Raw genomic sequence first — 24,386 nt, 5'->3', positions numbered from 1 at the left:
GCCACCCAGTCGCCGAGCCATAGGGCGAGGCGGGAAGGTGGTGCCAGCTACACCCCCGGACGGTGCCCGGCCCCCGTGTCCGGGCGGCAGGGCGCTGACACACTGAGATGGCCCGAGGACACGGGCACGAAGACCCGACCGGCGAGGGGGACTCAGGATGAACGGACGCAGAGCGCTGACGGCCTGCGCACGGGGGTTCGCCGTCTCCTGGCTCGCGCTGGTGTCGATCACCCTGTCCGTACTGACGATCCTGTCGATCTCCTTCATCCCGCTGGGCCTGGGGGTCTTCACCACCCCTCCCCTGATCAAGGCGGTGCGCGCACACGCCAACTGGCGCCGGCTCCTGGCCGCCACGTGGTCCGGTGTCACCATCCGGGCGCCGTACCGGCCGCTGCCCGCCGATCGGCGGGCCGGGGTCACCGGGCAGGTGGAGCTGTGCACCTTCCTGCTGAAGGACCCGGCCACCTGGCGCGATCTGCTGTGGCTGCAGGTCGACATGACGGCCGGGTACGTCACCTCGCTGCTGGCCTTCGTCTTCGTGCCGTACGGGATCGAGGGGTTCGTCCTGGCCGCCGGGGTGTGGAAGCCGATCGTGGAGGCGGGCGGCACCTACTGGTACGCGTTCCTCCCCATCGACTCGCTGGGCACCGCCCTGCTGGCCGTCCCGCTCGGCGTCGGCTTCATGGCGCTCGGGGCGACCGCCTCCCCGCTCGTGCTGCGCGGCCACTTCCTGCTGGCGCGCGCCTTCCTCGACCCGACCCCGCAGATGGCGCTCGAGCAGCGGGTGCGGCGGCTCACCGAGACCCGGCATGACGCGGTGGACACCTCCGCCGCCGAGCTGCGCCGCATCGAACGCGATCTGCACGACGGCGCCCAGGCCCGGCTCGTCGCCATGGGCATGAGCCTGGGCACCGTGGAGGCCCTGATCGAGAAGGACCCGGCCAAGGCCAAGGAGCTGCTCGCGGCGGCCCGTACGAACTCCGCCGAGGCCCTGGCCGAGCTGCGCGACCTGGTCCGCGGCATCCATCCGCCGGTGCTGGCCGAGCGGGGCCTGGGGGACGCGGTGCGCGCCCTGGCGCTGCGGATGGCGGTGCCCGTGGAGGTGGACGTGGAGCTGGCGGGCCGGGCCGATGAACCGGTCGAGTCGGCCGCGTACTTCGCGGTCAGCGAGGTGCTGACCAACGCGGCGAAGCATGCGGGTGCCTCGCGGATGTGGCTGGACGTGCACCACGCGGAGGGCATGCTGCGCATCACCGTGACCGACGACGGCCACGGCGGCGCCCGGATCACCCCGGACGGCGGGCTGAGCGGGGTCGAGCGGCGGCTGGGCACCTTCGACGGGGTCCTCGCGGTCAGCAGCCCGAGCGGCGGGCCGACCATGGTGACGATGGAGATCCCCTGCGCGCTCTCGGCGCCCGACGCCGCCCGATGACCCACCGCCGGGGAAAATCCGGCGGCGGGACGCGTCGCGCCGGTGTCAGCGTGCCGATGCCGGCCGCGGGACTCCGGTGCGACTTCCGGAACCCGCCTGTTGAGCGACGAGGCCGGTACGGAGATCGTCCGCCCCCGGCGCGCTCAGTCAGTGATGTACCAGTCGTCCTTCAGATACTCCAGGGTGCTGGTCCCGATCTCGTTTTCGGAGAAGGTGACGGAGGCCTTGACCGCATCGGCCGGAATGTCGATCTTGGCGGGGCTTCGTACGACGACCTTCCGCGGATCGACCGTCGCGGTCTGCAGGGCCTTCTTCTGCGTAGGCGAGATCATCTGGAACGTGACCAGGAACGTGGACGTGCACGGGCCGAACCCCTGGTCCTCCGCCTGCTTCGCCGCGGGCCCGGCCACCTCGCAGACCGTCTTGATGTCCTCCCGGCCCACGGCGTGCAGATACTCCTCGTACCGCCGGATCGCCCCTTCCTCCGTCCTGGGCGCGGCCTGGTCCGTGGGCCGTTCCGTGGGCCGTTCCGTGGGCTGCTCGGTGGGCTGTTCGGTGGGCCGGTCCGTGGGCTGGTCCTTGGGCGGATCCGTCGGCGGCTTGTCGGCGGGCCCGCAACTGTCGTCGGTGAAGACGCCCGACAGCAGACGCCCCGGGCGCGGGCCCATCGGCCCGTCGAATCCGCTCACATGCTGCTGCGACCCCCACCACCCGGCGTACCCCCACCAGGGCTCGCGGTCGACCGGGCGGGCGTGCTCCCAGGTGCGCCATTCGGCGCCGCCCTTCGAGGGCCGATCGAGCGTGCCGTTCACCCACTGGTTCTTGTCGGTCGGATAGGAGCCGTGTGAACCACGCGCCGAGTACACCGTCGGATGCCCGTCCCGCGGATCCAGTTCCGACCACTTCACGCTGCACGTATCCTTGCCGTGCTTCGCGAACGTCACCGCCTCGGGCTTGCCATCGCGCAGCTGGACCGCGACGCGCTCCCAGTCGCCCTCGTGCCGGTTGCCCGGGGTCAGGTTGTTGTAGGCGTAGAAGAACCAGTAGACGTACGCCGCGCGCTTCGGGTCCGTCTTGTGGTTGTGGTACTCCCAGTAGACCGGCGCGTCCGTGCCCTCGCCCTTCCGCACCTCCTTCGGCGGGTCGAGATAGAAACCGCCGCCGGCCTCGGTCGAGGTGTGCCACTTGTCCCCGTGTCCGGGGCAGGACACCGGCTTGGACGACGACTTCCCCGGCTGCACCTCCGCGTGCTTGTAGGCATTGTCCTTACTCCCCAACCGCCGCGGGTCGATCGCGGCGGCCACCGGCCCCTCGTCACGGCAGAAGCCGTCGTGGTCGAAGCGCAGCGCGGACCGCCCGATGAACCGCGTCGCGTCCATCGGCATCAGCGACTCCCCCTTGGCCAGCCGCACCAACGGCGCGAACCGCGCGGCCTCGGCCGCGGACCCCTTCGAAGGCTCCGCCCCCGTCCACTCCTTCTCCTTCTCCGGCCCGCACGCCACCAGCGCCGCCGAAAGCGACACCGCCACGCCCACCATCACCCGCCTCCGACCCAGCACCGGCTCCCCCTTCGTTCGCCCGCCACCAGCCGGCGGCACATCAAGAGGACATCACGCGGAATCCGGCAGAACGGTTCCCCGGGCCGCTGATCCCCTCCCGCTCACCGCACAGCGGTACATTCGTCGGATTCGGTCACGTCCCCCACCCCAGGGGCCCGAAGAAGTCATGGAGCCGCCGTGCGTGTTGTGGTCGCCGAGGATCTGTTCCTGCTGCGGGACGGGCTGGTCCGCATGCTGGAGGCGTACGACTTCGAGGTCGTGGCGGCCGTGGAGAGCGGGCCCGAGCTGAGCAAGGCGCTGGCGGAGCTGGAGCCGGATGTCGCGGTGGTGGACGTGCGGCTGCCGCCGTCGTTCAGCGACGAGGGGCTGCAGTGCGCGCTGCGGGCCCGGCGGGCGCGGCCGGGGTTGCCGGTGCTGGTGCTCTCCCAGCATGTGGAGCAGCTGTACGCGCGGGAGCTGCTCGCGGACGGCAGCGGGGGCATCGGGTACCTGCTCAAGGACCGGGTCTTCGACGCCGATCAGTTCATCGACGCGGTGCGGCGGGTGGCCGCGGGGGGCACGGCGATGGATCCGCAGGTGATCTCGCAGCTGCTGGACCGGCGCGCCCAGGACAAGCCGCTGGGGCGGCTGACACCGCGGGAGCTGGAGGTGATGGAGCTGATGGCGGAGGGGCGGTCGAATACGGCGATCGCCGCGCAGCTCTTCGTCACCGAGCGGGCGGTGGCCAAGCACACCTCCAATATCTTCGGAAAGCTCGGTCTGCCGCCGTCGGACGACAACAACCGCCGGGTGCTGGCGGTGCTGGCCTACCTGGACCGGGGCTGACGCTCCATGGCCCCGGGAACCGGCACCTCCCCGTGCGCCCCATTGCTCCCACCTCCCAACGCTGGTTAAGTGCCTTCTCCATACGACGCATTGGCCGTTGTCCGATGGGGGGCGCATGAGCGACCTGAGCAGACGCACGCTGATCGGAACCGCCGGAGCACTGGGGGCCGGGGCCACGCTGGGGAGCCGCCTCCCCGCGGTGGCCGATGAGCCGCACGACGCACAGGACACCGCCGTGACCGCATTCGACACCGCTCCCGCACGGGCCGCCCTCCGGCGGCTGCTGCCGACCCACGCCGGGCAGTTCCGGCTGGTGGCACTGGCCAAGCGGGGCGATGAGGAGCGGTTCGAGGTCGACGGCTCCGCGGGGCGGGTGACGGTCTCCGGCACCAGCCCGGCGGTGCTGCTCACGGGCGTGCACTGGTATCTCAAGTACACCTGTCACGCACAGCTCACCTGGTCCGGCGATCAGCTGAACCTGCCGGAGAAGCTGCCCGCGCCCGCCCGGCGCCTCACCCAATCGACCGCGCTGCCGCACCGCTTCGCGTTCAACGACACCCATGACGGCTACACCGCGCCGTTCGCCGACTGGGACCGCTGGGAGCACCTGATCGACGTCGCGGCCCTGCACGGCTGCAACGAACTGCTGGTCACCGCCGGTCAGGAGGCCGTCTACCACCGGCTGCTCCAGGAGTTCGGCTACACCGAGACCGAGGCGCGCACCTGGCTCCCCGCCCCCTCCCACCAGCCGTGGTGGCTGCTGCAGAACATGAGCGAATACGGCGGACCGGTCTCCACCGCGCTCCTGGCCAAGCGCACCGAGCTGGGGCGGCGGATCGCCGACCGGCTGCGGGAGCTGGGCATGCGGCCGGTGTTCCCCGGCTACTTCGGCACCGTCCCCGACGGCTTCGCGGACCGCAACCCGGAGGCCCGTACGGTGCCGCAGGGCGACTGGAACGGGCTCAGGCGCCCCGACTGGCTCGATCCGCGCACCGAGTCGTTCCGGAAGGTGGCCGCGGCCTTCTACCGCCATCAGCGCGAACTGTTCGGCGAGGCCGAGCTGTTCAAGATGGATCTGCTGCACGAGGGCGGCGACCCGGGCGACGTCCCGGTGCCCGACGCCGCCCGCGCCGTGGAGACCGCGCTGCGGACCGCCCGCCCCGGCGCGATCTGGGTGATCCTCGGCTGGCAGGAGAACCCCCGCCGGGATCTGCTGGACGCCGTCGACCACGACCGGATGCTCGTGGTGGACGGGCTGTCGGACCTGGACACCGTCACCGACCGGGAGAAGGACTGGGGCGCGGTGCCGTACGCGTTCGGCACCATCCCCAACTTCGGCGGCCGCACCACGATCGGCGCCAAGACCCATATGTGGACGAAGCGGTTCACCGTCTGGCGCGACAAGCCGGGCAGCAAACTGGTCGGCACGGCCTATATGCCGGAGGCGGCCGAGCGGGATCCGGCCGCGTTCGAGCTCTTCAGCGAGTTGGCGTGGCGTGAGGATGCGGTGGACCGGGCCGAGTGGTTCCGCTCGTACGCCGAGGTGCGCTACGGCGGACGGGACGCCAAGGCCCGGGAGGCGTTCGCCGCGCTGCGCGACACCGCGTACCAGATCAGCAGCAAGGACGGCCGCCCGCATGACTCGGTCTTCGCCGCCCGCCCCTCCCTGACCGCCCGTTCGGGCACCAACTACGCGACCCACACCCCCGCCTTCGACCCGGCCGGCTTCGACGTGGCCTTCGCGGCGCTGCTGGGCGTCCGCGCCGGGCTGCGCGACAGCGACGCCTACCGCCATGACCTCACCGACATCGCGCGGCAGGCGCTCGCCAACCGCTCCTGGCAGCTGATCCCCCAGCTCCAGGACGCCTACGACCGCAAGGACCGCACGGCCTTCCGGACGCTGGCCCGGCTGTGGCTCAAGCTGATGCGGCTCAGCGACGACATGACCGGCGCCCACCGGCGGTTCCTGCTGGGCCCGTGGCTCGAGGACGCCAAGCGGATGGCGTCGGGCGAGGAGGAGTCGGCCCAGCTGGAGCGGGCCGCGCGCACCCTCATCACCACCTGGGCGGACCGCGCCACGGCGGACGGCGGCAAGCTGGCCAACTACGCCAACCGCGACTGGAGCGGCCTCATCGCCGACTTCCACCTCCCCCAGTGGCAGTCCTACCTGGACGAGCTGGAGGACGCGCTGGCGGAGAACCGGCCCCCGCGCTCCTTCGACTGGTTCGCCGTCGAGGAGCCGTGGACCCGGGAGCGCACCAGCTATCCGGTGCGGCCGACGGCGGACGCCCACCGCACCGCCCAGCGGGTGTACGAGGCGCTGGCCAAGGCCCCGTACCAGGGCACGCTGACCGTCACCGCCGAGCCCGCCGCCCTGCCGCCCGGCGGCACCGCGTCCCTCACCGCCGCCCTGCGCAACGTCAACGGGCTGCGCCCCACCGGCCGCGTCGACTTCGACCTCACCGTGACCGGGCTCGACCCGGATCCGGACGGGCCGACCCGGCTGCCCGGCATCCCCGCGGGCGGCACGGGCGAGGTCCGCTGGCGCGCGACCGCGCCCGACGAGCCGCTGGAGCACCCGCTCAAGCCACTGCCGTACGAACTGGGCGTCACCTACGGGCCCCGGGGCGAGGACCGGGTGCGGGCCGTGCGCACGGGGACGCTGTGGATCGCCGGACCGCTGGCGGACGGCTTGCGGACGGTCACCAACAGCGGTGCGGCCTTCGGCCAGCTGGACGAGCGGTTCGCGATCGACGGCGCGGGCCAGGACCTGTGGAAGGGCACCGCCGAATTCGGCTCCGTCTACCGCGACGGCGTCCTTACGGTGGGCACGGCCATCACCGTGAAGGTGACCGCCCAGGCGGCCACCGGACCCTGGGCGCGGGCCGGCATCATCGTCCGCAACGACCTCGCCACGGCGGGCTCCCCCGGCTTTGTGAACCTCTCCGTCACCCCGGCCAACGGGGTCGTCCTGTCCTACGACTCGGGCGGCGACGGCACGCTGGACACCTACCAGCGGATCACCGGCGTCAAGGCCCCCGTCCTGCTGCGGCTGACCCGCACCGCGGCCACCTCCTACACCGGCGAGCTGTCCACCGACGACGGCGCGACCTGGCGCAAGGTGGCCACCGTGACGGCACCGGGCGGGGCGGCCGCGCAGGACGCCGGGATCTTCATGACGGCGGCGAACGGGGGCACGGGGGCCCGGGGGACGGTCGAGTTCAGCGGGTGGAAGACGGGTACGCCGTAGCGGGGCGGCGTCGGTGGCGGCACGGTATCGATTGCGGCTCCGCCGCGTGGCAGGCTTCGCCCCCGGCCCTCCGGGGCCCGGGGCCCGGGGCAGAGCCCCGCACGCGGCGGAGCCGCATATCGTCAGGTGTCGGGAAGGGGCGCTCGGGGGGTGTGCGGCGGATCGTGACGCCTGCGGCGGGCTGTTCCCCTCCCCGCCCCTTCCCTCAACTGGGGCTCCGCCCCAGACCCCGGCCGGGCGGCCCGGATGTGCACGGGCATCCGCCCGCCCTTCTCACGCCGGCGGCCGAACGGTCGGCCGATATCGACCGGCCGGGCGGCCCCGAGGGGCCGGACAGTGTCGGCGAACCATACGGCCTCGACGAGCTGGGCGCGGACGGCCTGGGCAGGCTGGCCCCTCGCCGCCGGGCACACCCGCATCGGCGGGCTGATCGCGGTCAGCCGGCCGATGCGGGTGTTCACGGCCGCGACGGCCGGGGGCAGGTCGAGGCCCTGCCACGCGCCGGAGCGCATACGGACGGTGCGAGTAGGGGCCGGGAGGGAAAGGCACCGCCACGCTGCTCTGCCGCGTGGGGGCGACTCCGCCGCATGGCAGGGGCTCGGCAGGGGGCTGCACCCCGGACCCCGGGGGTCTGGGGCGGAGCCCCAGTTGTGGGAAGGGGCGGGGAGGGGACAGCCCGCCGCGGGCGCCAACTCCCGCCGGACACCGCTAGGTGACCAACCCGGCCCGCCACTCGTTCACGAACCGTGGACCAGCACCAGGCGACAGTCGCCCCCGACGACGAAACCACCGGCCTGATCGACGTCGAGCAGGCCGAGGCCGCCATCGTCGAGCACTACCCGCGGCTGGTGCGGCTCGCGTATCTCATCCTGCCGCCGGGCATCGGGCGCACCCGCCGGGTGCTCGCGGCGCATGCCCTCGCCCAGCGCGCGCTGCCCCGTAACCGGGGCTACGGCACGGGCCCGGACCCGCACCCTGATGTCGAACTGCCCTGGCAGCGCGGCACGAAGGGCCCGGGCGCCGACACCGGCTATGCCTATGTGCGGCTGCGGGTGCTGCGCCTGGCGCTGCGCGCCGCCCGGCCGCGGCGCTGGTGGCAGCGGCCCCCCGCGCTGCCGCAGGTGTTCGGGCTGCGGCTGTTCCCACGCTCCGGCGGGGCCGATGAACTCGCTCTGGAGCGGGCCCTGTCGGAGCTGTCCGGCCCCGGCCGCGCCGCATACGTCCTGCGGGAGCTGGAGCGGCTCGGCGAGCACGAGGCGCGCACCCTGCTGCGCGCCGCCGGGGTCGCCGACGCGCGGGCCGCGCTGGACGAGGCGGACGCGGTGCCCGAACAGGCCGGCAGCCGGGACGGATCGCTGCTGGAGTCCCCGGAGTTCGACCCGTGTTCGCTCCAGGCGCGGCCCACCGATCTGATGCGCCGCCGTCAGCATGTGCGGGCGGTACTGGTGGCCGTGGTGGCGCTGGTGGTCTGCGGAACGCTGCTCGGCGTGCCCGGGCGGGGCTGGGGGCCGACCGGTGCGGCCGCGCCCTCGTACGCCCGTAATCCCTCCTCCGAACGGGCCCTGGACCCCGCGCGGTTGACGCGGGCCGCGCCCGACGCCTGGCGCACCGCGTCCCGCGCCGGGTTCTCCTCGTGGCCCGCACGCGGCGACCGCGTCCGGGACACCGCGCTGCTGCGCCGCGCGCTGGCCGTCTGGGCGCGGCCGGGCCGCTCCGTGCGGGTGTCGGCCACCCTGGGCACGCAGTCCGGGCCGCCCTCGGGGCCGCCGCAGCTGCTGTTCGCGGGCGAGGTGGACCAGGCCACGGTGGTGCTGCTGTACGACGGGCTGCGGGTGGCGCGGTACGCGGAGGCGGGCGACGGCGGCGCGGCCGCGCTGGACTTCGCCCGGCTGGACGCGGCCGACGCGGCCACCTCGACCGCGCTGGTCCTCAGCCGTACGGACGGCAACGTCCGCTATCTGACCGCCCCTTGGGTGCGCCACGCCTGGGTGCGGGATCTGCTCCACCCGAACGGGACGCCGCGTCCGCTGCACCGGACCGGGCACGGGGTGACCGACCCGGTGCGCACCGTTCCGCAGCTGCGGCCCTGCCGTGGCTGGCCCGCGTTGCAGTTCGGCTCCCGACTCGTGGCCGACCTGGGCGAACTGGCCCCGGCCCGGCTCACCTACGGCACCCCCGGCGCCGGTGTGCGCGATGTGGCGGGCCGGGCGGCCCGTGCGAGCTGGGCCAGGACCGGCTGTCGGCTGGCGATGATGCGCGGGCGGGGGGTGCGCTCGGTCAACGCCTGGCGGTTCGCCGCCCAGGCCCTGCCGGAGGCGGGCGGCCACGCGGCCTGGCTGTGCACCCGCGCCGACACCTGGCGGGACACGGGCAGCAAGGTCCTGGCCCAGTTCCAGCCGTGGGACACCCGCCGCGGCGCGGCGGGGGCGGTCGTCTCCAGCGCCGACAACTCCCCCGCCTGCGGTCCGCGCGAGCCGCGGGTGCTGGCGGGGGTGTTGTGGAAGGCGCGGTCCGGCCAGTGGTATCTGCTGGCCGCCGGAAGCCGTCAGGTCACCGGGATCGTCGCCACCGGCGGCGTCCGGGGCCGCTCCTACGGCCGCGGCCTGGCCCTCCCCGCGAAGGCAGGCGCCCGCGCCGACCTCAGGGCCCGGCTGGCGGACGGTGGCCGACTGCGACCGTTGCGCTAGGGGTATGCGGCGGGCCTTGACGCCTGCGGCGGGCTGCTCCCCGTCCAATCCAGCCCCTCCGGCGATTGAGGAGCGGGGTCCGGGGCGGAGCCCCGGCGGGGTCCAGGGGCGGAGCCCCGGCCACGCGGCGGAGCCGCATATCGATACCGCGGGAAGGGGCGGGGAGGGGAATGCATCGTTGTGCGGCTCCGCCGTGCCCCCCCCGCCTAGCCCCCGGCCGCGTAGACGGCCACCGTACGACCGGGCACCGTAAAGGTGCCGCTCGCCCGCTCGTACCGAGCCGTCTTCACCGTCGCGTCGGCGCCATGCGCCTGCACCGGGTGGAGGGCGTACCGGCTCCCGGCCACCGCCGGGACGGTCTGCGACTGCCGGGACGGGGTCGCGTTGAAGACCACGACCAACCCGCCCAGCCGCATCGTGATGACACCCGGCGTCTCCCCACTCCCCGACAGCGGGAAGGACAGCGCCTTCTGCACCCCCTCCGCCGTGCCCTGGCTGAACGCCGCCTCCGTGGTGCGGATCCGCAGCAGATCCCGGTAGGCCGCCGAGGCCCCCGTGATCTCGGGGCAGCCGGGGCGCGCCGCCGCGTTGGTCAACAGGGACTTGGCGTACGGCCACTTGGGCTCGTTGTCCGCCGCCGGGGGCAGTCCCCGACCGAAGCCGTTGCCGGACGCGCAGTCCCAGTGGATGGCGTTGAACCAGTCCCCGCTGTCAAAGGAATTGCGGTCCAGGGACTTCGAGCGCAGCAGATCGGTGCCGGCCTGGCTGAGCGCCGGCCCCTGGGAGAGGGTGGCGGTGGCCAGGGCCAGCACCTGCGCCCGGGCGCGGTCGGCGGCCGAGGTGGCGGCGGGGAGCTTGTAGGCGAGCGCGTCGTAGAGGGTCTCGTTGTCATGGGCGTCGGCGTAGGCGAGCGCGTCGCCGGGGGCGGCGGCGTAGCCGGCCGGGGAGCCGTTGTAGTCGACCTCGGAGCCCTTGACCCGGCGCCCGCCGCTGTCGGTGAAGGTGTAGTCGGCGAGGTTGCCGGAGAGCCCGACCTTGATCAGGTCCTGGGCGTGCAGCAGCCGGGCCCGCTGCTCGTCCGGACTCCCGTTGGCGGGCGACCCGTTGGGGTCGGTGAAGAGCCCGGAGGCGAAGCCCTGGACGCGGGGGTCCTCGTCGAACGGCCCGCCGCCGCGCACCGCGTCCCGCGCCCGGTCGCTGAAGGTGGCGATGCCGGTGCCGGCCATATTGCGCTGGTTGGCCTGGACGAAGCGGGCGTCGTCGGCCACCTCGCCGAAGTTCCAGCCCTCGCCGTAGAGGATGATCGACTTGCCGTCCACCCCGTCCTTGGCGGGGGTCAGCGCGTCGAGGGCCTTGCGTACGGCCAGGATGTTGGCCTTGGGGTGGTGGCCCATGAGGTCGAAGCGGAAGCCGTCGACCTTGTACTGCCTGGCCCAGGTGACGATCGAGTCCACCACCAGCTTGCCCATCATCGCGTGCTCGGGCGCGGTGCCGGGGCAGCAGGTGGAGGTGGCCACGCTGCCGTCGTCCAGCAGCCGCTGGTAGTAGCCGGGCACGATCCGGTCGAGTACCGACTTCTGGTCCTGTCCGGCGGCCACGGTGTGGTTGTAGACCACGTCCATGACGGTGCGCAGCCCGGCGTGGGCCAGGCCCTGCACCATCTGCCGGAACTCGCGGGTGCGGGCCGGGCCGTCCGGGTCGCTCGCGTAGGACCCCTCCGGCACGGTGTAGTGCAGCGGGTCGTAGCCCCAGTTGAAGCCGTCCTTCGCGGCCGTCTCGGCCACGCACTTCTGCTGCCGGTCGGAGTCGGCGGGCAGGGCGGCCAGATCGCAGCCGGGCCGGGCCTGGTCGGACCGCCGCTCCGGGACGGTGCCGAAGTCGAAGGCGGGCAGCAGATGGACGTACGAGGTGCCGGACCGGGCCAGCCGACCGAGGTGCCGCATCCCGTCCGAGTCGCGGTCGGTGAAGGCGAGGTACTGGCCGGGGTGGGCGCTGGTGCGGTCCGCGATGGAGAAGTCGCGGATCTGCAGCTCCTGGATGCGGGCGTCGCGCGGCGGGACGGCCTTGGGCTTCTTCAGCGACGCCCAGCCGGCCGGGGCGAGCCGGGGGTCGGCCAGGTCGGTGACCAGGCTGCGGGCGGAGTCGGCGGTCAGGGCGGTCGAATAGGGGTCGGTGACCTCGTTGGTGACGGTCTTGCCGACGCTCGGCGCCCAGACCTCGACCCGGTAGCGGTAGGGCTTGTCCCGCCAGTCGGAGCCGCCGGTCACGCTCCACACCCCGCTGCCGGGGTCCCGCCGCATGGCGACGGTACGCCCGTCGAGGTCGAGCGACACGGACCGGGCGGTCGGCGCCCACACCGAGAGGGTGGGGCGGGCCCCGTGGAAGACCGGGCCGAGCCGGGCCGAGCGCGCCCGGTCCGCGTAGAGGTCGTCCAGAACGCCGGGGATCTGCACCCCGGTGCGGTGCAGTACGTGGTCGTGGTCATCGGCCGCGCGCTGCACGGCGGCGAGGGGGCCGCGCAGCGCGATGGCGGCCTTGTCGCGGTCGCGCGGGTCGAGGCGATAGGCGGGGCGGCCGGCCAGCTGGGGGTAGGCGGCCTTCTGGGCGTCGGTCAGGGCGACCGGGGTCAGCCGCAGGGTGCGGCCGTCGGCGTAGCTCAGCTCCTCGACGGTCTCGGCGGTGTGCTCGGCCTGCCAGACGACGGTGGCGCGGTCGATCCACTGCGCCTGCGCCGCCTCGATGGCGGGCGCCGCGGCCCGGGCGGTCTGCGATACGGCGGGCACGGCCGCCGCGCCCAGGGCCAGGGTGGCGAGCGCGGCGGCGGTGCGAAAGAGGGTGGCTCTCGGGGGCTTCACGGGGCTGGTGACTCCTTGAGTGGCTGGTGGGCGGAGTGGGTCAGCCGCAGTTACGGGCGCCCACATGCAGTGCCACCGCCGTATTCGCGCCCAGCGTGGCGGTGAACTTCCCCGCGGAGTCGACGGTCACGGCCTTGCCGCTCTGCACATCGCAGTAGCCGCCGGCCGGGAGCGAGGTCTGGAAGGTCTGGGTGAGGGAGCCGCTTTCGTGGTTGATGGCCACGTACGCCTTGTCGCCGCGTCCGAAGGCGATGGCGTTGTTGCCGTTGTCCCACCAGTTGGTCACCGCGGCGCCCCGGGCCGTGTTGCGGAGGGCGACCATGCTCATGATCTCGGGCCACTTGTGCTGGCACTTCCAGCCGTCCTGGTAGCAGGCGCTGACCGAGCCGCCGTTCGGCGGGCCCGCGTCGTTGTCGCTGAACTCGTAGCCGGAGTGGACGTCCGGGGAGCCGTAGGGCCAGGCCAGCATGAAGACATTGGCCAGGGTGTAGTCGGCGCCGTTCTTGTACGTCAGCGTGGAGCCGTTGCGCTCGGTGTCCCAGTTGTCGACGAAGACACCGGACTGGCCGCTCGCCATATGGCCCCAGCCCTCACCGAAGTTCTGCAGATAGGCCAGCTTCTCGCCCTGGAACACCCGCTTGAGGTCCCGGCCGTAGCGGAACTCCTGCACATCGCCGTTGCGCAGATACTCCGTCGGGGAGACCGCCTCGCCCTCGCCGTAGATGACCTCCTGCTTCCAGTAGACGCCGGGGTCGCTCAACTGGCTCTTGATGGCGGCCAGGTCCTCTGCCGGGATGTGCTTGGCGCCGTCCACGCGGAAGCCGTCCACGCCGAGCGAGAGCAGGTCGTTCAGGTACTGCGCTATCCGGGTGCGGACGTAGCTCTCACCGGTGTCCAGGTCGGCGAGTCCCACCAGCTCGCAGTGCTGCACATTCCAGCGGTCCTGGTAGTTGCTGATCTGCGAGGTGCAGTCGTCCATGTCCTGGGCCTGGTAGATCCCGGGATAGTCGTACTTGGTGTACGAGGAGCCGCCGGTGCCGGTGCCGGATCCGGCGGACATGTGGTTGATGACGGCGTCGGCGACCACCTTGACGCCCGCCGAATGACAGGTGTCGATCATGTTCTTGAAGGCGGTGCGGTCGCCGAGCCGTCCGGCGATCTTGTAGCTGACGGGCTGGTAGGAGGTCCACCACTGGCCGCCCTGGATGTGCTCGGTGGCGGGTGACACCTCGACATAGCCGTACCCGGCGGGGCCGAGAGTGCTGGTGCACTCCTTGGCGACGGAGTCGTAACGCCACTCGAAGAGTTCGGCGGTGACGTCCTTGGTACCGGGCGGTGTCGCCCGGGCCGTCTGCGGGGGCAGCGCGAAAAGGGCCACCGAGCCCGCCGCGAGGGCGAGTGCGGTGGCAAGGGGAATGCGGTTGCCGGCCATCGTTCCTCCGTGGGGGGGGAAGAGCTGGGGGTGACGATTGAGCCTCATGCGGCAACGCGCCATGCCCGTAAGGCCAGTTGAAGGTTCTTGCTGCAAGACGTCAGTCCTGTAGCGGTGACCGGACCGTACTCGCGCGTTCTCCTCGTTGCAAGACCTTTCGCAAGCCATTGCGGCGGTGTTAAGTTCAACCCCGTTCTCCGGTCCGGCCGGTCGGGGGTCCGGTCAAGGGCCCCACGCGCCCGGCCGGCCGGACCGGTTCGACGGCCGTGGATCAGTAGATCAGCGGTTCAGCGGATCAGTCGCGGTCCTCGACGGCCATTTCCCCGAGGAGGGACCAGTCCTCCTGCGGGACGTTCATGTTGACGATCCGCGGGGTCGCGGCGAGATGCGGCGGCAGGGTCCGCTGCGCGGCCTTGAAGTGCGGCGAGTTGACGTGTGCCGCACCGGCCTCCTCGTCGCGGAACGCCTCGACCAGGACGTACTCGTCCGGGTCCTCGACACTGCGGGACCAGTCGAACCACAGACAGCCCGGCTCGGCGCGGGTGTCCCGGGTGAAATCGCCGGCGATCTCGGGCCACCGGTCAGCATGCTCGGGCAGGACGCGGAACTTCGCGGTGATGAAGATCATTGGGGGTTCCTCACGTTGCGTTGTGTCAGGTCGGCCGTCCCATGGGCATGGACCGGCGGTCAGGGGACAAGAATGGCGCGCCCGCGGATCCGTCCGGCGTCGAGGTCGTCCAGGGCGTCCTGGAACCGGTCCAGCGGGTAGGTGGTGGTGTGCAGGCGCACACGGCCCTGGGTGGCGAGCACCATCAGCTCGCACAGATCGGTGTAGGAGCCGACGAGATTGCCGATGAAGTTGATTTCGGCGGAGATGATGTCGATCGTCGGCACATCGATGTTCTCGCCGTACCCCACCACGTGGTAGTCGCCCGCACGGCGCAGCATGCGTACGCCGTCCCGGGTGGCACCGCCCTCGCCGACGAAGTCGACGACCGTCTCGGCCCCCTGCCCGCCCGTCAGCTCGAGCACCTCCTCGACCTGGCCTCCGTTCGCCACGATCCCGTGGTCGGCGCCGATGGAGACGGCCAGTTCGACCGCGTCGGGGTTGCGGTCGACCACGATGAGCTCGGCGGCCGTAAGGGCTTTGAGCACCTGCACACCGATGTGTCCCAGCCCGCCCGCGCCGATGATCACGCACCTGGTCCCGGGGCGCAGCCGTCCGGCGGCCTTGGCCGCGGCGTGATAGGCGGTGAGCCCCGCGTCGGCGAGCGCCGCGACGTCGGAGGGTTCGAGGGAGTCGTCGATCTTCACGACGCTGCGGGCGGAGGTCTTCAGATACTCGGCGTAGCCACCGGCGGTGTCGATGCCGGGGAAGAGGCTCTGCTCGCAGTGGACGTCGTTGCCGGTCCGGCACGCGGGGCACAGCCCGCAGGTGATCAGGGGATGCACGATGACCTTGTCGCCCTCGGCGACGTTGGTGACCGCGCTGCCCACCGCATGGACCCAGCCGGCGTTCTCGTGCCCGATGGTGTACGGCAGGCTCACCCCGGACTTGTCCGCCCACTGGCCCTCGAGGATATGGAGGTCGGTGCGGCACACGCCCGCGCCGCCGATCTTGACGATCACGTCGTACGGGCCGGTGACCTCGGGTTCCGGTACATCGGCCAGCCGCGGGTTCTGGCCGTAGCCCACGACCTGGACTGCCCTCATGAAGCGTTCTCCTTCCTCGGGAAGAGGTAGCGCGCGGGGAGGCTGATCGGCCCCGTCCGAAGACCACGCCAGGCAGCGCCTACCCACCTCAGCGAGGTACCGGGTGTCTCATTTCGAGACGCCCCGTCGAGGGGTGGCCCGGCGGGGAACTGCTCGCATCGTGGCAGCGCGGCGCGGGTTACGGCCTGTCGCCGGAGGAGATGCGGCCGGTGTTCACCGGTTCGGTCGACACCGCCTACCCTGCGGTAGGCGGCGCCTGGGCCGTGGAGCCGCGGACGACCAGGTCCGGCTGGAAGACGAACTCCGTGTGCTGCACCGGGTTTCCGGCCATCTCCTCCAGCAGCGCCCCCACCGCCGCCGTCGCCATCGACTGCACCGGCTGCCGGACGGTGGTCAGCGGCGGATCGGTGAAGGCGATCAGCGGGGAGTCGTCGAAGCCGACCACCGACACCTCGTGCGGCACCCGCAGCCCCCGCCGGGCCGCCTCCCGGATCACCCCGAGCGCCATCAGATCGCTGCCGCACACGATGCCCGTACAGCCCCGGTCCAGCAGGGTGGCCGCCGCCACCTGCCCGCCCTCGACGCTGAAGAGCGTATGCCGCACCAACTCCCCCGCCTCATCGGGCGATCGGCCGAGCAGCTCGGTGCTCGCCGCGAGGAACCCCTCCACCTTGCGCTGCGCGGGGACGTAGCGGGCGGGCCCCACCGCGAGGCCGATCCGGTGGTGGCCGAGCGCGGACAGATGGCGGACGGCCATCCGCGCCGCCGCCCGGTCATCGGGGGAGACGAAGGTGGCCTGGATGTGCTCGTTGTAGCCGTTGATCAGCACGAACGGCACCTTGCGGCCGGCCAGCCGGGCGTAGCGGGCGGGGTCGGCCGTGGTGTCGGCATGCAGTCCGGACATGAAGACGATGCCCGCCACATCGCGCTCCTCCAGCTGCTCCACCAGCTCGTCCTCGGTGGCGCCGCCCGGCATCTGGGTGCACAGGATCGGGGTGTAGCCATGGCCGGCCAGCACCTGCTCGATGATCTGCGCGAAGGCGGGGAAGACCGGGTTGGTCAGCTCCGGGATCACCAGGCCGACCAGCCCGGCGCTGCGCCGCCGCAGCCGCACCGGCCGTTCGTAGCCGAGGACGTCCAGGGCGGCGAGCACCCGCTGCCGGGTGGTGTCCGCCACCCCCGCCTTGCCGTTGAGCACCCGGCTGACGGTGGCCTCGCTGACCTTGGCCTGTGCGGCGATATCGGCGAGCCGCGGCCCCGCCGCGGGTGGGCTCGTCACGACTTGGTCGCTCCGGCCGTGAGTCCGGCGACGAGGTGGCGCTGGGCCCAGGAGAACACCAGCGCGGCCGGGATGGCGATCATGACGGCCGCGGCGGTCATGGAGCCCCAGTCGGAGGTGTACTGGTTGACGAAGGTCTGCAGCCCGGCGGCGAGCGTGAGGTTGTCCTCGCCCGTCATGAAGGCGGAGGCGTAGGCGACCTCGGCCCAGGCGGTGATGAAGGTGTAGAACGCGGTCACCGCGAGCCCCGGCTTGGCCAGCGGGACGACCAGCCGCCAGAAGGTCCCGAACGGGTTGAGGCCGTCGACCCGGCCCGATTCGTCGATCTCCACCGGGATGGTGTCGAAGAAGCCCTTCATCATCCAGGCGCAGAACGGCACGGCCACGGTGAGGTAGGTGACTATCAGCGAGATCGGCTGGTTGAGCCAGCCCAGCGTCGACATGATGTTGTACAGCGGCACGATGAGGATGGCCACCGGGAACATCTGGGTGATCAGCAGCAGCCACATCAGCGGGCGCATCCCGGGGAAGCGGAAGCGGCTGACGGCGTAGCCGGTGGTGGCCGCGATGAAGACGCCCAGGATCGTGGTGATGACCACGATGAACAGCGAGTTGCCGAACCAGGTCAGGAACTCGGTGTCGCCCAGGACGTGTCGGTAGTTCCCCAGTGTCGGGTTCTTCACCACATCGGTGCTGAACGCCTCGCTCTTGGGCTTGAACGAGGTCACCACCAGCCACAGCGGCGGGAAGACCGCGACGGCGGAGGCGATGACGAGCGTCGTGTGCAGCCCGACGGAGGCGAGCGGGCCGCGTCGTTGGTCACGCATGGCTACCAGACCTCTCCCTGCTTGCGGAGCGAACGGCGGTAGACCACCGCGAAGAGCATCAGGATGAGCAGGATCAGCACACCCCAGGCCGAGGCGCCGGCGAAGTCGCGCGGGCTGTTGACGAAGGAGAGCCGGTAGGCGTACGTCACCAGGATCTCGGTGGCATCGCCGGGTCCGCCGCGGGTCAGCAGGAAGATCACCGGGAACATGTTGAACGTCCAGATGGTGGACAGCAGGATCACGGTGGAGCTGACCGAACGCAGCCCGGGCAGGGTGATGTGGCGGAATCGCTGCCAGGGGCTCGCCCCGTCCATCTCGGCGGCCTCGTAGAGCTCACCGGGGATGGACTGCAGTCCGCCGAGCAGCGCGACCAGCATGAACGGCACCCCGAGCCAGATGTTCACGGCGATCACCGAGGCCTTGGCCATGGTGGGGTCGTTGAGCCAGGGCACCGCGTCGATCCCGCCGCCCTCCAGCACCTTGTTGAGGATGCCGTTCTTCTCGTTGTAGAGCAGCCGCCAGGCGAAGACGGAGACGAAGGCGGGGACGGCCCAGGGCAGGATCAGCAGCGACCGGTAGAGGGTGCGCCCGGCGAACCGCCGGTTGAGCAGTACGGCAAGACCCAGGCCGATCGAGAAGGTGAGCGCCACACAGCAGACGGTCCAGGTGACGGTCCAGCCGAGCCGGTCCCAGAAGACCTGGTCGTCCAGGATGGCCTTGAAGTTGTCGAGGCCGACGTTCTTGTAGGTGGCGGGGATGTGGTTGACCCCGATGGTGCGCTCGACGTTGGCCTCGTTGGCGTCGGTCAGCGACAGATACAGGCCGCGGCCCAGCGGATAGCCGATGATCAGCCCGATGACGATCACGACGGGCGCGACCATGGCCCAGGCGTACCAGTGGCGGGCCAGCGCGTTGCGGATCCGGCTCCGCGGCGGAGTTCCGGCGTTACGGATCCGGCCGCGGGCGCCCTTCGCGCCCGCGGCCGGGTCCAGCGGCCGGCTGGTGTCGACAGCCATCGTCGCCGGCCCTACTTCCAGTCGCCCTTGAGGAGCTTGCGGTAAGCGTCACCGGCCGACTTCGCGGCCTTCTCGGGTGAGGTCTTGCCGGTGAGGACGTTCGGGAACTGCACCAGGATCGCCTGGAAGAGGCTGTTGCCCTCGGGGATCCAGGGGCGCTCGACGGCCTTGTCGACGGCGGCCTTGAAGAACTTCACATTGGGGTTCGCGGCCACCGACTTGTTGGAGTAGACGGAGGTGCGGGTGGGCAGCAGCGAGAGCTTCTCGGTGGTCTTGGCCTGGACCTCGGCCGAGCTCATGTACTGGGCGAAGGCATAGGACGCGTCCAGGTTCTTCGACCCGGCGTAGACGGTGAGGTTCTGGCCGCCCTGCGGGGCGCCCTGGCCCTTGCTGCCGGCCGGGACGGGGACCACTCCGAGGTTGGACTTGTCCTTGAACGCCTTGCCCGCGAGGGTGTCCTCGATCGCCCACGGCCCGTTGATCGTCATCGCGACGTCGCCGTTCTTGATGGCGTTCTGCATGTTGTCCCAGCCGTCGGTGGCGTCGGTCTCCGCCGCCTTGGAGGTGACCAGGTCCCGGGCGGCCGCGAACGCCTTGATGCCGGGCTCGTCGTCGATGGTGACCTTCTTGGCGCCGGTGTCGAGGAGGTCGCCGCCCTCGCCGTAGATGAAGGGCAGGTACCAGTAGGCGTCGTCGCCGCGCAGATACAGACCGGTCTTGCCGGTCTTCTGCTTGATCTTCTTGGCGGCGGCCTTGAGCTCGGTCCAGTCCTTGGGCGGCTGGACACCGGCGTCCTTGAGCATCTTCTTGTTGTAGAAGAGGCCGAGGGTGTCGATGACCTGCGGTACGGCGTAGGTCTTGCCCTTGAACTTGGCACCGGCCAGGGCCTTGGGCAGATAGTCGGACTGGTCCGCGAGGGCGGGGGTGCCGTCCAGCGGGGCCAGATAGCCGATGTTGGCGAGGTCCTGGGTCCAGGCGACCTCGGTGCGCAGCACATCGGGCGCGCCGGAGCCGCCCGAGCCCGCGGCGTTCTTGAACTTGGCCAGTGCCTCGCCGAAGGGCACATTGACGTAGTTGACCTTGACGTCGGGGTGCTTCTTCTCGAAGCCGAGGGCGAGCTCCTTGTAGGTGCCCTTCTCCGCCTCGTTCGACGTGTCCCAGTAGGTCACGGTGCCGGAGAGCTTGCCGCCGGACTTCTTGTCGCCGCCGCTGCCGCCGTCGTCACCGCCGCATGCCGTCGCCGCGAGCGCCATGGCCGCGACGAGTGCGGTGGCCGCTATGCCACGTCGCATCTGAACTCCTCCAAAGCCGGCCGCTCCGTCGCGGCCCCGGGTTGCGGAGGAACGTAACAGGGCCGCAAGCCCGCCGAAAGAGCTTGCGGCAAATTTCTGCAAGGCACTCGGCATCGTTACGTCCGCGTGTCCCCGCGGTAGCCGCTCCGCTCCCGTTCGGGCGCTTGACATGCGCCCACAGCACGACCGGAGCCCCCGCCAAGGGCACCAGCGCGCCCTGCAAGCTCTTCCGCAAGGCATTGCAGAGCTGTTACGTTCGCGCCATGACCCAGGAGCTCACGACCTCCCTTCCCACCGAGCCGGTGCGACCGTCAAAGGGCCCCGGATGGTGGCGCGACGCCGTCATCTACCAGGTGTACGTGCGGTCCTTCGCCGACAGCGACGGCGACGGGATCGGCGATCTGCGCGGGGCGCGGGAGCGGCTGCCGCATCTCGCCGGGCTGGGTGTGGACGCCGTCTGGCTGACCCCCTTCTACGCCTCCCCACAGGCCGACGGCGGCTACGACGTGGCCGACTACCGCACCGTGGACCCGCTCTTCGGCACCCTCGGCGACGCCGACGACCTGGTGCGCACCGCCCATGAGCTGGGGCTGAAGGTGATCGTGGACGTCGTCCCGAACCACAGCTCGGACCAGCACCCATGGTTCCGCGAGGCGCTCGCCGACCGTCCCGGCGGGGCGGCCCGCACCCGGTATCACTTCCGCGGCGGCCGCGGCACCCACGGCGAACTGCCGCCGAACGACTGGGAGTCGGTCTTCGGCGGCCCCGCCTGGACCCGTACCACCGATCCGGACGGCACCCCCGGCGAGTGGTATCTGCACCTCTTCGCCCCCGAGCAGCCCGACCTCAACTGGGACTCCCCCGAGGTGCGGGCCGAATTCGACTCGGTGCTGCGCTTCTGGCTCGACCTGGGCGTGGACGGCTTCCGGATCGATGTCGCCCACGGCATGGTCAAGGCCGCCGGGCTGCCCGACATCGGCCGTACCGAACAGGCCAAGCTGATCGGCTCCCAGGTGCTGCCGTTCTTCGACCAGGACGGGGTGCACGAGATCCACCGCTCCTGGCGCCGGCTGCTGGACTCCTACCCCGGTGACCGGATCGGCGTCGCCGAGGCATGGGCGCCCACCTCCGAGCGCCTGGCCCTCTACGTACGCCCCGACGAGCTGCACCAGGCGTTCAACTTCCAGTTCCTCAAGTGCCCGTGGGACGCGGCCGCGATGCGCCAGGTGATCGACGAGTCGCTGGCCGCCACCGGCTCCGTCGGCGCCCCCACCACCTGGGTGCTCTCCAACCACGACGTGGTCCGGCACACCACCCGTTACGCCGACGGCGGTCCGGAGCGGGGGCTCGCCCGCGCCCGTGCCGCGGCCCTGCTCACCCTCGCCCTGCCCGGCTCGTCCTATCTCTACCAGGGCGAGGAGCTGGGCCTTCCCGAGGTGACCGATCTGCCGGACGAGCTGCGCCAGGACCCGGCCTTCTTCCGCACCTCCCCCGACGGGGAGGACGGCCAGAACGGTCAGGACGGCTTCCGCGACGGCTGCCGGGTGCCCCTGCCCTGGACCCGCTCCGGCGAGAGTTACGGCTTCGGCCCCGGCGGGAGCTGGCTGCCGCAGCCGGACGACTGGTCCGGGCTGTCCGTCGAGGCGCAGACCGGCGACCCCGGCTCCACGCTGGAGCTCTACCGCGGCGCGCTCGCGCTGCGCCGTGAGCTGCCGGGCCTGGGGGACGGGCCGATGAGCTGGCTCAAGGCCCCGGCGGGGGTGCTCGCGCTGTCCCGGCCGGGTCTGGTGTGCACGCTCAACACGCTCGGCGAAGAGGTCGAACTGCCGGTCCCGGGGCGTGCGCTGCTGTCGTCGGCGCCGCTTTCGTACGGGGCCGGAACCGTACGCATTCCGCCTGATTCGTGCGCGTGGTGGGCAATCTGACACGCGACCGGTACAGTCCCACTCCATGACCGCACGGCTTGCTGACATCGCAGCCCAGGCGGGGGTCAGCGAAGCCACCGTCAGCCGCGTCCTCAACGGCAGGCCGGGGGTGGCCACGGCCACCCGCGAGTCCGTCCTCGCCGCCCTGGACGTCCTCGGCTATGAGCGGCCCGTGCGGTTGCGGCAGCGCAGCGCCGGGCTGGTGGGACTGATCACCCCCGAGCTGGAGAACCCGATCTTCCCCGCGCTCGCGCAGGTCATCGGGCAGGCGCTCACCCGGCAGGGCTACACCCCGGTGCTGGCCACCCAGACCCCCGGCGGCTCGACGGAGGACGAGCTGACCGAGATGCTGGTGGACCGGGGCGTGGCCGGGATCATCTTCGTCTCGGGGCTGCACGCGGACACCTCGGCCGATATGCAGCGCTATGACCAGCTGCGCGGCCAGGGTGTTCCGTTCGTGCTGGTGGACGGCTTCTCGCCGAAGGTGCGGGCGCCGTTCATCTCCCCCGACGACCGGGCGGCGATGGGGCTGGCGGTCACCCATCTGGTCTCGCTCGGACACACCCGGATCGGTCTCGCGCTCGGGCCGAAGCGGTTCGTTCCCGTACTGCGCAAGATCGAAGGCTTCCAGCAGGCGATGCGGGACCGACTGGGGCTCTCCCCCGAGGAGTCCGAGGAGCTGATCCAGCATTCGCTGTACACCCTGGAGGGCGGCCAGGCGGCGGCGACCGCGCTGATCGACCTGGGCTGTACGGCGGTGGTGTGCGCGAGCGACATGATGGCGCTGGGCGCCATCCGGGCGGCCCGGCAGCGGGGTCTGGGAGTCCCTCAGGACGTCTCGGTGGTCGGCTTCGACGACTCCCCGCTGATCGCCTTCACCGATCCGCCGCTGACCACGATCCGCAAACCGGTGCAGTCGATGGGGCAGGCGGCGGTGCGGGCCCTGCTGGAGGAGATCGGCGGCACTCCGGCCCCGCCCAGCGAGTTCGTCTTCCTTCCCGAACTGGTGGTGCGCGGCTCCACGGCGTCGGCCCACGGGGTGGAGACCCGGGGCCGGGCGGCCGGGGGCGGCTGAGGCCCCGTCCAGGGGCCGTGGCGCCTGCGGCGGGCTGATCCCCCACCCGCCCCTTCCCACAACCGGGGCTCCGCCCCCAGACCCCCGGGATCCAGGGGCGGAGCCCCATCTTCCCGCCCCTCCGGCGATGGAGGAGCGGGTCTGGGGCCGAGCCCGGTTTCGGGAAGGGGCGGGTAGGGGAAAGCCCCCGTCCGGGCCCTCGTCCAGTGGCCCGACACCCGGTGGACGTATGGGGCATACGCCCCTTGGAGGACCCCCGGACCAGGACATAGGCAATCAAAACCCGATGCCGCGGATGATCTGCGGGTGGACGTCGTCTGGCAGACTGTTGCCCTATGGGTGGAGCGACTATCAGGACGACGGCGGGCCGAATGGCCACCCCGGCACCTCTCGCGGACACCGATGCGGCACGGGCGCCGCACCACACCCTGGTGGACCGGTTGCGTACGCCCAGAAGGCCCCGGCTCTGGTTCGAGATCGTCCTCATCGCCGTCAGTTACTGGACGTATTCGCTGATTCGCAACGCCGTCCCGGAACAGCGGCCGGAGGCGCTGCGCAACGCGGGCTGGATCTGGGAGTGGGAGCACCGGCTCGGCATGGCCTTCGAACGGGGCGTCAACCACGCGATCGACTCGGTCAGCTGGCTGATCGTGGGCATGAACTACTACTACGCGACGCTCCACTTCATCGTGACGCTCGGTGTGCTGGTGTGGCTCTACCACTGGCATCCGGGCCGTTACGCCGCCACCCGGCTGGCGCTCTTCGCGACCACGGGCGTGGCCCTGCTCGGCTACTACTTCTTTCCGCTGGCCCCGCCCCGGCTGATGAGCGGCGGCCATTTCATCGACACCGTGGTGGCGCACAACACCTGGGGCTCGATGGCCTCGGGCAACCTCGCCGATATGTCGAACCAGTACGCGGCGATGCCCTCGATGCATATCGGCTGGTCGCTGTGGTGCGGTCTGACCATCGCCACGCTGGCCCGTCCGGTGTGGGTGAAGGCGCTGGGACTGCTCTACCCCTCGGCCACACTGCTGGTGATCGTCGCCACCGCCAACCACTTCTGGATGGACGCGGTCGGCGGGGTCGTCTGCCTCTCCTTCGGTTTCGTGCTGTCGTGCGCCTGGTACGGCTCGCTGCCGTACCGGCTGCCGAAGCAGGTGGCCGTGATCTGCACGGCTTGATCGTCCCCGGCGGAGCCGCCATTCTCTGTTCCGCA

16 protein-coding genes and 1 pseudogene are annotated in these 24,386 nt (G+C 71.6%); 7 read left to right on the top strand and 10 right to left on the bottom strand.

Translation table 11 applies throughout. From position 1 onward, the window contains the following. Nucleotides 1-157 precede the first annotated feature (157 nt). The gene (locus J8403_RS30845; protein ID WP_211126029.1) at nt 158-1,432 is read left to right on the top strand and encodes a sensor histidine kinase; all 1,275 of its coding nucleotides are present in this window, start codon (nt 158-160) and stop codon (nt 1,430-1,432) included. Nucleotides 1,433-1,575: 143 nt separating this feature from the next. Here the strand turns inward: J8403_RS30845 and J8403_RS30840 are convergent, their stop codons facing one another. After that, nucleotides 1,576-2,991 carry a PT domain-containing protein gene (locus J8403_RS30840; protein WP_211126028.1) on the bottom strand — a complete coding sequence of 472 codons (1,416 nt, stop codon included), beginning with the start codon at nt 2,989-2,991 and terminating at the stop codon, nt 1,576-1,578. A gap of 177 nt (nt 2,992-3,168) precedes the next feature. Between J8403_RS30840 and J8403_RS30835 the strand changes: the two genes are divergently transcribed. Then, a complete protein-coding gene (locus tag J8403_RS30835) occupies nt 3,169-3,816 on the top strand; it encodes a response regulator transcription factor (protein WP_211126027.1) in 648 nt (215 codons plus the stop codon). Nucleotides 3,817-3,931: 115 nt separating this feature from the next. After that, on the top strand, nt 3,932-7,066 hold the full coding sequence (locus J8403_RS30830) for an alpha-N-acetylglucosaminidase (protein ID WP_211126026.1): 3,135 nt from the start codon (nt 3,932-3,934) through the stop codon (nt 7,064-7,066). 122 nt (nt 7,067-7,188) lie between these two features. On the opposite strand, the gene J8403_RS30825 is transcribed toward J8403_RS30830, so the two are convergent. Continuing rightward, the gene (locus tag J8403_RS30825; protein ID WP_211126025.1) at nt 7,189-7,578 is read right to left on the bottom strand and encodes a hypothetical protein; all 390 of its coding nucleotides are present in this window, start codon (nt 7,576-7,578) and stop codon (nt 7,189-7,191) included. 234 nt (nt 7,579-7,812) lie between these two features. Here J8403_RS30825 and J8403_RS30820 point away from each other — a divergent pair, with 234 nt between their 5' ends. Then, nucleotides 7,813-9,753 carry a hypothetical protein gene (locus tag J8403_RS30820; protein WP_211126024.1) on the top strand — a complete coding sequence of 647 codons (1,941 nt, stop codon included), beginning with the start codon at nt 7,813-7,815 and terminating at the stop codon, nt 9,751-9,753. 206 nt (nt 9,754-9,959) lie between these two features. Here J8403_RS30820 and pulA read toward each other — a convergent pair whose 3' ends face one another. From pulA to J8403_RS30780, 8 genes and pseudogenes are all read right to left on the bottom strand, one after another. Beyond that, complete coding sequence (gene pulA, locus J8403_RS30815) at nt 9,960-12,608, bottom strand: pullulanase-type alpha-1,6-glucosidase (protein WP_211126023.1); 2,649 nt, start codon at nt 12,606-12,608, stop codon at nt 9,960-9,962. 43 nt (nt 12,609-12,651) lie between these two features. Further along, a pseudogene (locus J8403_RS30810) lies at nt 12,652-14,040 on the bottom strand (alpha-amylase); the annotation flags it as partial. A 295-nt stretch (nt 14,041-14,335) separates the two neighbouring features. Next, nucleotides 14,336-14,668: a putative quinol monooxygenase gene (locus tag J8403_RS30805; RefSeq protein WP_078641034.1), complete on the bottom strand. Its 333-nt coding sequence runs from the start codon at nt 14,666-14,668 to the stop codon at nt 14,336-14,338. Between the two features lie 59 nt (nt 14,669-14,727). Continuing rightward, nucleotides 14,728-15,753, bottom strand: coding sequence for an NAD(P)-dependent alcohol dehydrogenase (locus J8403_RS30800; RefSeq protein ID WP_211126021.1), 1,026 nt, complete (start codon nt 15,751-15,753; stop codon nt 14,728-14,730). A 235-nt stretch (nt 15,754-15,988) separates the two neighbouring features. Next, entirely contained in the window at nt 15,989-17,032 is a 1,044-nt protein-coding gene (locus tag J8403_RS30795; protein WP_211126020.1) for a LacI family DNA-binding transcriptional regulator, read from the bottom strand. Next, nucleotides 17,029-17,859, bottom strand: a complete 831-nt coding sequence (locus J8403_RS30790; protein ID WP_137965458.1) for a sugar ABC transporter permease — start codon at nt 17,857-17,859, stop codon at nt 17,029-17,031. The genes J8403_RS30795 and J8403_RS30790 overlap by 4 nt, the downstream gene beginning before the upstream one ends. A gap of 2 nt (nt 17,860-17,861) precedes the next feature. Then, on the bottom strand, nt 17,862-18,875 hold the full coding sequence (locus J8403_RS30785) for a carbohydrate ABC transporter permease (protein ID WP_211126019.1): 1,014 nt from the start codon (nt 18,873-18,875) through the stop codon (nt 17,862-17,864). Nucleotides 18,876-18,886: 11 nt separating this feature from the next. Next, nucleotides 18,887-20,167 carry an extracellular solute-binding protein gene (locus J8403_RS30780; protein WP_211126018.1) on the bottom strand — a complete coding sequence of 427 codons (1,281 nt, stop codon included), beginning with the start codon at nt 20,165-20,167 and terminating at the stop codon, nt 18,887-18,889. A 263-nt stretch (nt 20,168-20,430) separates the two neighbouring features. On the opposite strand from J8403_RS30780, the gene J8403_RS30775 reads away from it, so the two are divergent. The 3 genes from J8403_RS30775 (at nt 20,431) to J8403_RS30765 (ending at nt 24,351) form a co-directional block, all read left to right on the top strand. Beyond that, a complete protein-coding gene (locus J8403_RS30775; RefSeq protein WP_211126017.1) occupies nt 20,431-22,092 on the top strand; it encodes a glycoside hydrolase family 13 protein in 1,662 nt (553 codons plus the stop codon). A 25-nt stretch (nt 22,093-22,117) separates the two neighbouring features. Next, entirely contained in the window at nt 22,118-23,167 is a 1,050-nt protein-coding gene (locus J8403_RS30770) for a LacI family DNA-binding transcriptional regulator (RefSeq protein WP_211126016.1), read from the top strand. A 335-nt stretch (nt 23,168-23,502) separates the two neighbouring features. Beyond that, entirely contained in the window at nt 23,503-24,351 is an 849-nt protein-coding gene (locus tag J8403_RS30765; protein WP_211126015.1) for a phosphatase PAP2 family protein, read from the top strand. Nucleotides 24,352-24,386: the final 35 nt, after the last annotated feature.

It is taken from the genome of Streptomyces yatensis (genome assembly GCF_018069625.1).
Taxonomy (GTDB): domain Bacteria; phylum Actinomycetota; class Actinomycetes; order Streptomycetales; family Streptomycetaceae; genus Streptomyces; species Streptomyces yatensis.
Note: the sequence above shows the minus strand (reverse complement) of the source record. Positions and strands in the feature narration are given on the sequence as shown.